The organism is Streptomyces sp. NBC_01232 (genome assembly GCF_035989885.1).
GTDB lineage: Bacteria > Actinomycetota > Actinomycetes > Streptomycetales > Streptomycetaceae > Streptomyces.
The window spans coordinates 7,228,250-7,240,567 of sequence record NZ_CP108518.1 but is presented as its reverse complement, the minus strand read 5'-3'; the positions used below and the strand labels follow the sequence as shown (position 1 = coordinate 7,240,567).

9 protein-coding genes are annotated in these 12,318 nt (G+C 69.6%); 6 read left to right on the top strand and 3 right to left on the bottom strand.

The features are described 5' to 3' along the window. The first annotated feature begins 108 nt into the window (after window positions 1-108). The 3 genes from OG444_RS33345 to OG444_RS33335 all read left to right on the top strand — a co-directional run bounded on the left by OG444_RS33345 (window position 109) and on the right by OG444_RS33335 (window position 2,432). Complete coding sequence (locus OG444_RS33345; protein ID WP_327265605.1) at window positions 109-675, top strand: hypothetical protein; 567 nt, start codon at window positions 109-111, stop codon at window positions 673-675. Next, window positions 672-1,559 carry a DUF5995 family protein gene (locus tag OG444_RS33340; RefSeq protein WP_327265604.1) on the top strand — a complete coding sequence of 296 codons (888 nt, stop codon included), beginning with the start codon at window positions 672-674 and terminating at the stop codon, window positions 1,557-1,559. The genes OG444_RS33345 and OG444_RS33340 overlap by 4 nt, the downstream gene beginning before the upstream one ends. Window positions 1,560-1,949: 390 nt before the next feature. Further along, window positions 1,950-2,432 carry a hypothetical protein gene (locus OG444_RS33335; protein WP_327265603.1) on the top strand — a complete coding sequence of 161 codons (483 nt, stop codon included), beginning with the start codon at window positions 1,950-1,952 and terminating at the stop codon, window positions 2,430-2,432. A gap of 118 nt (window positions 2,433-2,550) precedes the next feature. On the opposite strand, the gene OG444_RS33330 is transcribed toward OG444_RS33335, so the two are convergent. Both OG444_RS33330 and OG444_RS33325 read right to left on the bottom strand, forming a co-directional pair. Further along, entirely contained in the window at window positions 2,551-3,942 is a 1,392-nt protein-coding gene (locus OG444_RS33330; RefSeq protein ID WP_327265602.1) for a hypothetical protein, read from the bottom strand. Between the two features lie 133 nt (window positions 3,943-4,075). Further along, window positions 4,076-5,782 carry a thiamine pyrophosphate-binding protein gene (locus tag OG444_RS33325; protein ID WP_327265601.1) on the bottom strand — a complete coding sequence of 569 codons (1,707 nt, stop codon included), beginning with the start codon at window positions 5,780-5,782 and terminating at the stop codon, window positions 4,076-4,078. A 521-nt stretch (window positions 5,783-6,303) separates the two neighbouring features. Between OG444_RS33325 and OG444_RS33320 the strand changes: the two genes are divergently transcribed. After that, window positions 6,304-9,165: a peroxidase family protein gene (locus OG444_RS33320; protein WP_327265600.1), complete on the top strand. Its 2,862-nt coding sequence runs from the start codon at window positions 6,304-6,306 to the stop codon at window positions 9,163-9,165. Between the two features lie 118 nt (window positions 9,166-9,283). Here OG444_RS33320 and OG444_RS33315 read toward each other — a convergent pair whose 3' ends face one another. After that, window positions 9,284-10,135: a caspase family protein gene (locus OG444_RS33315; protein ID WP_327265599.1), complete on the bottom strand. Its 852-nt coding sequence runs from the start codon at window positions 10,133-10,135 to the stop codon at window positions 9,284-9,286. Between the two features lie 178 nt (window positions 10,136-10,313). Here OG444_RS33315 and OG444_RS33310 point away from each other — a divergent pair, with 178 nt between their 5' ends. Both OG444_RS33310 and OG444_RS33305 read left to right on the top strand, forming a co-directional pair. Continuing rightward, complete coding sequence (locus tag OG444_RS33310) at window positions 10,314-11,204, top strand: DNA/RNA non-specific endonuclease (RefSeq protein WP_327265598.1); 891 nt, start codon at window positions 10,314-10,316, stop codon at window positions 11,202-11,204. 1 nt (window position 11,205) lies between these two features. Continuing rightward, window positions 11,206-12,153 carry a hypothetical protein gene (locus OG444_RS33305; RefSeq protein WP_327265597.1) on the top strand — a complete coding sequence of 316 codons (948 nt, stop codon included), beginning with the start codon at window positions 11,206-11,208 and terminating at the stop codon, window positions 12,151-12,153. Window positions 12,154-12,318 lie beyond the last annotated feature (165 nt).

The following is a 12,318-nucleotide window of genomic DNA, read 5'->3' as shown; positions in this document are numbered from 1 at the left end:
GGCCGGGCTTCTGCGTCCGGCCGACCGAGGGACCAGGACCCACGGCCGGACGAGAGACACGCCTGGCGCTCACGTTCCGTGCACGCAATCGCCGCTACCCTACGCAGAGTGACGAACAACAGTGCGCCGTCCCACTCAGCCGCCCCCAGTCACATCTACTACTTCGACGTGGGGGCCGGAAGCTGGCAGGGGGAGTTCACCTTCCGGGTCACCTCGTGGCGACGCTTCCGCAGCGCCCGCACCGGGCTGCGGAACCGGGCGCTCGTCGTCGCGATGGCCCTCACACAGCGGCTGACGGGCGCGTCCCGGCTGGATTCGACGATCGTGGCCAGCCCGTCCGCGGGCGCCTTCGGCGTGGCCGACAACGTGGTCAGGGTGTCCAAGTTCGGTGTGACCCTGTACCTGTTGAAGGAGCGCTACCTGCTCGATCCTGACGGCAGGGGCGTCACCGTAGAGGCGAACGAGCAGTTCAGCCCCGTGCCGGGCATCCTGACGCGGAGGTTCACCTACCCGGCGGAGATCCAGCCCTCCGGTATGGGGTCCACCTACCACATGCCGCTGCTGGGAAGCCCGTGGACAGCGACGTACCAGGTGGGAACCGACCGGCAGAGCCTGGCGGGGGAACTCGTCTGTGACTGGGCGAAGGCGACGGAGAATGCTCGCAGGGCCTCATGACCGGGGACCCGACGGCCTCTGCCGCCGCTGCCTCTGCGGCTGCCGCTGCCGCTGCCGCCGACAAGGTCGCCGGGGTCGTCGCAGAGCTCGCCGCCCGCGTCGAGCGGTACGACGCCCTGCGGGACCCACGCGCCGTGTTCGCCTACACCTACTTCCGGCTCACCTCCGACCTCGCCGCCGCTCTGCGTGCGAACAGTCTGTCGTTCAGGGCGCCCGAGTGGGTCGCCGACCTGTCCGTCGCCCTCGCTGCGGAATATTTCACGGCGATGGACGCCATCGACACCTGGCGGGGCCCCGTCCCCGATGCCCGGCCCGGCGGGGAAGTCCTCTCCGCAGATCTTCCGGAAACCGTGCCTCGACCCTGGCGGGACGTCTACGCCGCCTCGACCGTGCGGCACTCCTACGTCCTGGAGGAGCTGCTCTTCTCGATGATGGCGCACATGTCCTACGATCTGCCGCTGGCGCTGCGGGTCCTGGCCGCGCGCGGGGACATCCACCACCGCATCGCCGACTTCCACCGCATGAACGACCTGCTGGCCTCCTCCGTCGACGTGGCCCAGGACGAGATCGCCGCCCGCTACTGCCGCCGGCTGAGCTCGCTGGACCGCTTGTTCGTCCGCGACGACGAACTCTTCACCAACTACGGGATCCGGGTCGCCCGGGGCCTGGCCTGGTTCAACTGCGACCGGCTCCTGGATCCGGGTGCGAGCGGTGAGGCGATGGGCTCCATCAGCAGGTCCACGGCAGCGTTCATCTCCGAGTTCCGCTCACCGGACGACTGGAGGCGCCGCCGCGCCCTCCAGGTCCTGCGGGGACTGATCCCCTCCCGTCGGCAGTGGCCGCCGCCGGGGACGCCCATCGAGAGGGGCGGACTGCCCGGCTGATCCGGACGCGCTGATCCGGACGTCGTTCAGCTCCGGAACGCAGCTCCACCGGGCGAAGTCCAGCCGTACGGAATATCCTTGAACCGTCGTCCCCCGGGGAGCGCGGACGTTCCGCCGGCCAACAGAGCTCGGACGCCGCCGACATCAAGGGTCGTCGAGTTCCTTCCGCAACGATGCCGTACGAGCGTCCCCGGGCCGCCCCGTGCGGCGATGTGGTCGATGCTTCCCCGGCCCTCACCACCCAGTCCCGTCTGCGGCTTCGTCATTCAGGCCTGCAACCGCGGCGCGTCGACCGGCTCTTCCGTACCCGGTGATCTCCGCAGGTCCACTGAATGTGCGCCCGCAGGACTGACGGTACCGAACCACCGCGAACCGCCCTGAGGAGCAGTCATGCACACGTTCCCACGCTCGGCATCTCGCTGGTCGCGCCGCTTCGCAGTGACCGCAACAGCGCTGGCCGTCGTCGGCATCGGAGTCGCACCGCCGGCGACGGCGGCGACGGCGCCCGCGGACGCGGCACCCGCCGGCCTGCCCACCCAGCTCCGGTCGGCGCCGGCCGCTGCGGACAAGGCGCCTGAAGGCCTCTACCTGTTCCAGTACACCTACCGGAGCCATCTCAAGATCGGCGGAGGCAACTTCACCCTCGGCGGCAAGGTCTATGTGGCCGTCAAGTACAACACGGGCAAGGTCAGATACAGCGGCAACGTGATCGCGAAGACGAATTCCGGCGTCTCCGGCGGGGCCGTCTACCTGGAGACGAACATTTCCGCGCCCTGCGCCCCCGGGAACAACGGCTTTGCCCAGGCGTACGACTACAGCACCGATACCTGGTCGCCAAAACTGCCGGTGGCCATTTGCGTACGGATCGACTGAGGTGGACGGCCCCGCACCGCGAGCGGGCCCCGCGAGGCCTTCCCCGGATCCGTCCGGGACGGATCCCCCGTCCCGGACGGATCCGTTCCGTGGGGTCGTTTCGCCCCGTGGGGCCGTGTCACCCTTCCCCGTGCCAGAACTCGTCGTGCGTGCGGTGGGCTTCGGTCAGACCGTCGCGGAAGTACCGCTCGTAGTAGGCGTTCTCGAGGTGATGGGCCTGCAGCCACACGCCCGGTACGTGGATCGTGTCGCAGTGGGCGGGAAACCGCCCGTGGGTCTCGTGGATATAGGTGCAGATGTCCCGCGTGCACGCGATGACGTCGGCCGAGTAGCTGTCGGCCTCGTGCAGGTACCGGCTGCCGAAGTCCCCCCGGTAGATGCGCGCGAACAGCCCCTCGTCGGAGTAGATGCCCTTCGGCCCGAACTTGCCCGCCACGACGGCGTCGACCGCCTCGCCCATGGTCCCGTAGTTGGGCGGACACATCGCCTTGATGAGGTGTTCACCGTTGTGCCGCAGGCCGACGGCGGTGGCCCTCAGGTCTGCGTAGCGCGGGAGCGGCACCTGCCAGCGCAGGAGGTCCGCCGGTCTCCACCGCGGGGTGCTCCAGTCGAAGTCGAGCATCGGACCGTAGGCGGCACGGAACTTCGGGTCGCCCAGCATGATCGACGGGGCGATCGAGGCGTGGATCCAGGCCCCGAGACCCATGGCGTCGGCGGTGAGCATGAGGTTCTGGAGCAGCAGGTCGGCCTCGATCTGTGTCCTCATGGCCCAGATGAGGCCCAGGGGCAGCTTGATGTCCTCGTTCAGGAACCCCGACTTCACCCACTTGCGCACGCCCGCCGAGCGGTAGAGGTTCCGGTCGTCGACGATCGCCGGCCGTGCCCCCTCGGGCTGGGTCAGCAGGTACATCAGCCCGTTGATGTACTGCCGTGACAGGTCCACCACGGGGAAGAGGAGGGTGCTGCCCGGGAGGTTGGACAGGAACCGGTTCGAGTCGAGGTAGGCCGGGAAGTCCCGCTTCCCTTCCGGTACGTCGATGCGGTGGTCGAGCAGCCGCACCTTCGCCTCGGCGGCCCGCGAGCAGAGGGTCTCTTCGTCGAATGCCGCCCCGCCGTCGGGTGCAGGGGGAAGGTTGCGCAGGAAGTAGGTGCCGCTGTCGTTGATCAGGAAGAAGTGCGTGCCCTGCGCGTTGTCGGGGCTGCCCGCCGTACGGCCGGCCATGTTGAGGTTCGGTTTGGCCATGATGGGCTTGCCGTCGCGAGGGTCGGCGAACGGGCGGTCCGGCATGGTGAGGCCGGAGCAGCCCGTGATGGCGATCAGGATGGCCTCTTCGAGCTCGGTGAGCGGGGCTCGTGGAGCGGTGGAGGCCCAGCTCATCGAACCGGCCTCGACCGAGCTGCCCCGGCTGACCCGGTGCGTGCGGCGACGCCAGATCGACGTGAGCAGCGGGCGGTTGACCAGGGCCGCGAACCCGGCACGGCTGTGGGTGTTCAGCGGGTCGTTCATCATGCTGTCCCTTCACGGCGCGACCGGACGAGCTGGCCCTCCCCGGCCTCGGTGCCACGGATCGCACCGCACCCGCACCGTGCCGTTCGCCGGGGGCGCGGGCCTCGCCGGGGGGAGAGCAGGAGCGCTGACACCGTCAGCCGCGCAAGCGTGCCTCGATGGTCTCGACGAGGCCGGCGATGACGCCGTCGGGCGAGGGGCTGTAATGGGGGACGGCCCATCGCGTGATCCGGGCGTCGATGAGGGAGGGCCTGCCGGAGGCGAGCGCTTCACGGAACGCCTTCTCGAACTCCTCCAGCGTCTCGACTCGGTGGCCCTCGGCGCCGCATGCCTGCGCGTACGCGGCGAAGTCGGGGTTCTGGAACTCGACGAGCCCCGTCTCCCCGTAGGTGACGAGCTGGAACAGTTTGATCAGCTTGAATTCCTGGTCGTCGAAGATGATCCAGATGACGGGGATGTCGTTCTCGACGGCGGTCATCAGCTCGAAACCGGACAACGAGTAGCACCCGTCACCGCACCCGACGACGACGGTCCGCTCCGGATGTGCGAGCTTCATGCCGATGGCGCCGTTGACATGGCCGGCCATCGGGCCGAAGGAACCGACCTTGCGGAAGTTCTGCCCCTCCTCCAGCTCGACGTAGTAGCTCAGCCAGGCGAGATGTGCTCCCGCGTCGGCGAGCAGAACACCTCCTGGGGGCAGCATCCTGCCGATCGTCTGGGCCAGCTCACCCGGGTGGATCTTTCCGGTCAGGTGCGTGATGTGACGGGCTTCGTAGTCCCGGCCGTCGACCTCGGCCGCCGGGACGTCGCCGACCCGTCCGTCGAGTGCCTCGTGGAGGGCGGCCACCCCGAGGCGGGCGTCGGAGAGCAGCGCGTAGTCGGGCCGGTAGGCCTTGCGGAACTCGGTCTCCGAGATGTTCACATGGACGAGCACCTTGTTCTCGAAGAGGTCTTCGCGGTAGTTGAAGGTGGCGTGCTGATTGAGGGAGTTGCCGACGCACAGAACGACATCGGCCTCGCGGAACGCCTTCCACGCGCTGGCGTGCCCGCTGTCCGCGAAGACGCCCACCGAGAGCGGGTGCCCCTCGGAGACGATGCCCTTGCCGTCCAGTGTGGTGAGCAGGGGGATCTGGAACCGTTCGATGAAGCGGCGGACCTCCGCTCCCGCTCCGCTGCGGATCGCGCCGAACCCGACGAGCGCCACGATGCGCTTGCGCCGTGCGAGGGCGTCGGCCAGCATCGAGGCGATCTCCTCCACACGGGCCGGATCCGGGACGACCGGGGCCACTTGGAGCCGGATGTGCCGGAAGCCCGTCACCTCGACACCGCGGTGGGTGAGGTCCTCGGGCACGTGGATGTGCACCGGCCCGGGCCTTCCCTCGAAGGCGATGTTGACGGCTTCCTCGAGCACGTCACACGTGTCGGCGGCATCGGTGAGCAAGAAGGACTTCTTCGTCGTGGCGGCGAACATGGCCCGGGAGTCGGGCGTCCCGTTCAGGCCCGAGGTCTCGTTCAGGGAGCCCCAGCCCTGCCATGCCCTGGAGGCGTATCCCGAGACCGCGAGGACGGGGTAGGAGTCGGACATCGCCACGGCCAGACCGGAGAACAGGTTGAATGCACCCGGCCCGGCCGTCGCGAAGCAGAATCCCAGTTCGTTCGTGTACATCGCGTGGCCGCACGCCATGAAGGACGCGGCCTGTTCATGCCGTGTGATGACCGGCCTGATCTGCTGAGAGTGCTTGAGCGCGAGCATCAGGCCGGCGGCGTTCTCTCCGGCACCGCCGAAAGCGGCCCGTACTCCGATGTCTTCCAGGCCCTTGACCATGGCCTCGTAAACCCTCATCGCCGTTCCCTCGTCCGCTCCCCCGCATTTGTTGTCGGACTGCGGTATCGACGCGGCACGTGGTGCGGCCGTGTCGGCGCAGTCACCCATGACGGAGCGCCTCGAGCGTCCCCGGATGCCGGGAATGACGCCTCGGGCGAGGAGCTGTGGTCGGTGTGGCCCACTGTGGCGGGAAGAAGCCTTCGCACGCGCCGGACAACTCTGCCGTGCGGGCTTCCGGAACCAGTTTGCCAGTACTCGACACATCCCGCTCCCGCACCTGCGGTGGGCCGTAGGAGTGGCGGGGCGGGCGTCACCGCTCACGGCGCCCGCAGAACCGGTGCGGCCGTTCCCTGCCCGGGCTCGAAGCGGACGCCACCCGTCTGCGTTGTTCCGCGTGCCGAGGCCACGCCTGTGGGTCAGGGTTGCCGTGTGTAACCCAGGTGCCCGCGGACCCGGTCCCGGGCAGCCGTGCAGCGTCACCGCGTCGTCCGCCGGCAACGCATCCGGACAGCGGGGCGCGCCCAGGCGAAGAGGCACACATGGCCGAGATCAGGCAGTACGAGCACTACGTGGGCGGCAACCCGGAGGCGGAACGACTCGTCTTCGAGCGGCTCGCCCGTGAGCTCATGCGGGTCCAGCTCAAGTCCAGGAAGCGCAGTGGCGCCGCCGACCTCGCGCGTACGTTCCACGCCAAGGCCGTTCTGGGCGTCGAGAACGCCCGTCTGACCTTCGCCCGCGACCTGCCCCCCGACCTGCGGACCGGCTTCGCCCAACCCGGTGCCCGGTACCCCGTCACCGTGCGGCTCTCCAATGCGAACGGCGCCCGCCAGCCTGACCACGCCCCCGATCTGCGGGGAGCCGCCCTGCGCATCGCGGCAGGAGCCGACGAGGCACACGACCTGCTGATGACGAGCCATCCGGTCTCGCACGCGCGCAACGCACGCGAGTTCGTCGAATTCGCGAAAGCCATGGCGGGCGCCGACTCGACACCGCGCAAGGCCCTCGCGCTGTTCGTCACCCTGCCGCTCGCGGTGGGATGGTCCACGGCCGCGCGCATGCGGCGCAACGTGCGTGCGGGTACGAGCCGTACGGTGCGCAGCCTGGCGCTGGAGACGTACTGGAGCCGCGGCGCCATCCTGTGGGGTGACGCCGGTCCGGTGCGCTATCAGCTGGGCCCCGCGGACGGCGCTCCGCCGGCCCCCGCCCCCTCCGGCACCGACCCCGATTTCCTGCAGCACGAACTCGCTCGTCGGCTGAAGGAGGCGGACGTCGTCTTCGAGCTGTACGTGCAGCGCTACGTGGATGCCCGCCGGACGCCCGTCGAAGACGGCGCGGCCGAGTGGAAGGTGGAGGACACGCCTCTGGTGCGGGTGGCAACGCTGACCGTCCCGCGCCATGACATTGGCTCCGCCGAGGCTCGCGCCGCAGCTGCACGGGTTGACGAGCTCGCCTTCAACCCGTGGAACACGACGGAGGAGTTCCGGCCCCTCGGAAACCTCAACCGTGCGCGCAAGGTCGCCTACGAAGCGAGCAGCGCCCACCGCCTGGGCCTCCGGTTCGCCGCCGTCGAGCCCCGGCGCAACACCGTACTGGGCGTGCCGTTGCGCGCCGCCTTCCGCGGCCTCAACCGGTTCGTCCCCTGGCACCGGCTGCCCACGAGCCTCGGTCTGCTGAACCTCCTGGCCTTTCGGCAGAAGCTGCGCCAGGACAACCTGGTCGACACCGAGATCCGCGAGGCTCCGCCCCGGACCCAGCCCGTACCCGATCCCATCGACGAAGACATGCGGCTCGCGCGGAGCTACGACGGCACCTACAACGACCTGTCCGCACCGAGGATGGGCGCTGTCGGGTCCGCCTTCGGCCGCAACCTCGCGCCGGTCTACCAGCCGGAGCTGTTCGACGTACCGAACCCGGTCACCGTCAGCCGGGAGCTGCTGCACCGCGACGTCTTCATCCCCGCACGCTCCCTCAACGTCCTGGCCGCCGCCTGGATCCAGTTCCAGGTGCACGACTGGGTCAACCACAAGCGCTACCCCACCGGCACGAAGAGCGTCGAGGTGCCGCTCCCTCCCGGTGTCACGTGGAAGAACACGCCGGGCGGACGTCCCGAGGGCGTCATGCGCTTCGCCGAGAACGAGGGGCTGCACCCGGCCGACGGCAACGGGCCGCCGACGCTGTTCGCCAACGCGGCGTCCCACTGGTGGGACGGCTCCGAAATCTACGGTGGCGACGAGGACACCGGAAGGTCGCTGCGCGAGCCGGGCGGCGGTGCGGCGCTGCGTCTGGAGGACGGCCACCTGCCGGCCGGGCCGGGCGGCCTCCCGCTCACCGGGTTCGCGGAGAGCTGGTGGTACGGCCTCAGCGCCTTGCAGACCCTCTTCGCCCGCGAGCACAACGCCGTGTGCGAGGCGCTGCGGCACGAGTACCCGAAGCTGACCGAGGACCGCGTCTACCACACGGCGCGACTGATCGTCTCGGCTCTCATCGCGAAGATCCACACCGTGGAGTGGACCCCCGCGATCCTCGCCACCGAAGTGATCGACGTCGGTCTGAAGACCAACTGGCAGGGTCCGCCGAACAAGTGGCTCGAGCAGCTGGGACTGTGGCTCTTCGAGGCGCATTCACTGACCGGCATCCCCGAGACCCTGCCGGACCACCATGCCGCTCCGTACTCGCTCACCGAGGACTTCGTCACCGTCTACCGCATGCACCCGCTGCTCCCCGACGACTTCGAGATCATGGACCACCGGCTCGGCGGGAGGCTGGACACCCTCGGCTTCAACGACGTGCAGGGCCCGGCCGCGGAGGCGCTCATCCGCTCCACCGGGCTGGCCAATTCCCTGTACTCGCTCGGCATCGCTCATCCCGGCGCGATCACCCTGCACAACTATCCCCACGCCCTGCGGGCGTTCGAGCGGGACGGGGAGATCATCGACCTGTCCGTCGTCGACCTGGCACGCACCCGGCGCCGCGGTGTGCCGCGCTACAACGACTTCCGGGCCGGTCTGCACAAGCCGCGCGTGCGGCGGTTCGAGGACGTGTCCAGCGACGCGGAGACGGTCGCACGCCTGAAGGAGGTCTACCGCGATGTCGATCGGATCGACACCATGGTGGGCCTCTTCGCCGAGAACCCGCCGCAGGGCTTCGGCTTCAGCGACACCGCCTTCCGCATCTTCATCCTGATGGCGACCCGCCGTTTGCAGAGCGACCGCTTCCTCACGATCGACTTCAGGCCCGAGGTGTACACCCCCTTGGGCATCGACTGGATCGAGCGCAACGGCATGGCCGGCGTGGTGGTGCGGCACTGCCCCGAACTGGCGGCCCTCCTGCCGCGCACGGCCACCCCGTTCGCGCCCTGGCGCCCGGCTACGGCGAAGAAGGGTGAGGGCGGTCGCGGTTGAGGACTGCTCGTCCTCCCGCCGCAGAGCCATCGGCAGTGGCTCGCCGAGCACACCGACGGACCCGCCGGCTTCCACCGGCGGGTCCGTCGGCTCCCGGGCGGCCGTGCCGCAGCCGGTGTCAGATCGTGAACGGCTTCTGCCTGAGGAAGCCGTCCGCCGGGCTGCCCGTCGTGTAGAAGTTCGGGCTCTGGATGGCGGGCATGCGCTTTTGGATGTCGCGGTGGAAGGTGCGGTAGTCGCCCTGGAAGGCGCCCTTCCCCCACACCTTGAGAAGGTTCGCGGTGAACAGTCCGTTCACGTTTCCGTCGGACGCCACCTGGTTGTCCTGGCAGGCGCCGATGAGCACGGCGCCGGGCGCCGTGCTGTGGCCGTCTTCGTTCTTGAGCTCGCGTTGGAGTCCCTCGTAGAACGCCCGGTCCCGGGCGAAGATCTCCTGCTGCTTGAGCAGCGGCATCAGCCGGGACGCCGCCTCCACCTGGCCCGGGTCGCGGGTCTGGAACTGCGACTCCAGTGCCTCCGGGGTGAGCAGCCCCTGGAGGGACTCGATGGCGCTGCCGCTGTGGCAGCAGTCGAGCAGGGCGAAGATCCTGACTCCCTCCTCGAACCGCCGGAACTCCCTGTACAACTCGTCGTCGATGAACTGGCGGTCGAAGAACACCAGCGTCTCGTCCAGCCGGTCGGGCTCGTCGTCCGATCCGACGTTGTCCATCTGGCCGCCGTGGCCCGAGTAGGTGAAGAGCAGGATGTCCCCGTTCTTGAGCCGTCCGGCCGCCTTGCGCAGTTCCCCGGTGATGTTCTCCACCGTGCCGTCGTCGGTCAGGATCACGGTGTCGTCGAACCCGCCGGCGCGGGCCACCGCCGCCATGTCGCGGGCGTCGTTCTCGCAGGCCAGGAGCTTGCCGTCCCAGCCGTCGTACGCGGCGGGATCGACCTTGTTCAGACCGATGTGGAGGGACAGGCCAGTGGGCACGGGTACTCCTCGGGGGCGTGGCGGGCAGGTGGGGTCGACAGCATGGGTTCCGCGGAGGACGCCGCCTGAACCGGGGCGTGGGGGACGCCGCCCGATCGGGCCTGCCGGGGGGAGCCGCTTTCGGGTGACCCGTGACATCGGACCGTAAACGATCACTTGCGCACGGTATTGCTACGATATGAACGCAATCGACACACCGCCGGACCGGGCTGCGGGCGCCGAAGCACCGCAGGGCTCCCTCGCCGATCGCACCGGCTACGACGAGTCCTTCCTCGGCGCCGTCGTCCCGCTCCCCCTCCCGACCGCGGCCGGGATCAAGACCGTGGTCCTGCCGTACACCCACTTCACCGTCGTCCTGCGCCCCGATCGCAGGCTGGCCGCCTCCACCGCCGTCTGCATCGACGGCGAGCGGCTCATGGAGGACGTGCCCCGTGACGACGCCTGGGTGTTCGACCCCCGCGTACCGGAGGCCCAGCAGGCCGGCAACGACATCTACCGCGACAACTCCCTCGACCGGGGGCACCTGGTCCGCCGCCTGGACCCGGTCTGGGGTGTCGCGGGCGAGGCCCACCGCGCGAACGCGGACACCTTCCACTTCACCAACGCGGCCCCGCAGCAGGACGTCTTCAACCAGGGCAAGGAGCTGTGGCAGGGGCTGGAGAACCATCTGCTGGACCACGCGGCCCGGTTCGACCGCAAGCTGTCCGTCTTCACCGGTCCCGTCCTGCACGAATCCGACCCGCCCTACCGGGGCATCCAGGTGCCGCTGCGGTTCTGGAAGGTGGCCGCCTTCGTCCAGGGCGGCCGGCTGGCCTCGACCGGGTACATCCTCGACCAGAGCCCGGACCTCAGCCGGGACCGCGAGCGGGCGATGGCGGGGGCCGGGCCCGGCGATCCGCCGCCGCTCGGCCCGTTCCGCACGTTCCAGGTGCCGGTCGCCGACATCGTCGAGCTCACCGGCCTCGGCTTCGGCCCGCTGCCGGCCGCCGACCTCATGCCCGCCACCCGCGCACCCGCGGACCGCTGGAAGCGTCTGGAGAGCTTCGAAGACGTGGTCCTGGGCGACTGAGATGGGCGACGCCACCGTCGTCTACATCCACGGCAACGGGAACAAGGTCCGCAAGGAACTGCTCAAGTCCCAGTGGGACGAGGCGCTGTTCGGCACGGACATGGGCGCGGCGTCGCGGATGGCCTACTGGGCGCCGGTCCGGTACGCCGCCCCCCTGCCCGACGACGGGCCGGACCCCCTGTCCGACGGCCCGCCGCCCGTCCGGGAGTTCCCGGACGGGCGGGTGCCACGGACCCCGGAGGAGTTCATCGAGCACACGCTCCGCGAGGCGCGCCGGAAGGCAGGTCCCGGGCCCGGGAGACCGTCGGCCCGGGCCGGGGACGAAAAACTGGCGCACTGGCTGGCGAAGATGACGTACTCGGCGGAGACCCTCGGCCGGGCCGAGGACGCGGTGCCCGCACCGGCCTCGTCGGACCCCGCCAAGGCGCTTCCTCTCCCCCAGTTCCTGCGCACGCGCCTCTTCGAGCGGCTCGTGAAGGCCACCTTCGAGGACGTGTACGCGTACTTCTTCGGCGGAGTCGGCGAGGCGATGCGCGAGGTGGTCCGCGGCGAGCTGGCCGGTGTCGGCGACGGGCCGCTCGTCGTGCTGGGGCACAGCCTCGGCACGGTCATCGCCTACGAAGTGCTCCGCGAGGAGCGACGGGACGTCAGCCTGCTCGTCAGTGCGGGAGCTCCTCTCGGCATCACCGAGGTCCAGGACCTGCTCGCGCTCCCGACGGCGGTCCCGGCGGGTGTGGCGGCCTGGTGCAATGTCTCCGACCTGCGGGACCTGGTCGCCCTCGACCACTGGCTGCGGCCCGAGTACGGACCGCCCGGCCTCGTCACGGACCATCTGGTCACGAACGACAGCGACAACCATCACGGCATCGCCCCGTACCTGCGCAGTGCGCCCGTCCGGAAGGAGGTGGGCGCGCTGTTCGACCGCGTTGCGACGGACCGGGCCGAGTGAAACCATTGCAGGTATCAGGCAGTCCGTCTCCCACGCCGCTCCGGCGGCCTGTGCAGGTGCGGTATGTCTCCCAAGGACACCGAATGGGGACTCGTCACCGAAATGGTGCGAGACTACGTCTTCGATACCGGCGAACCGCGACCCAAGCTGGTCCAGCACGGATTC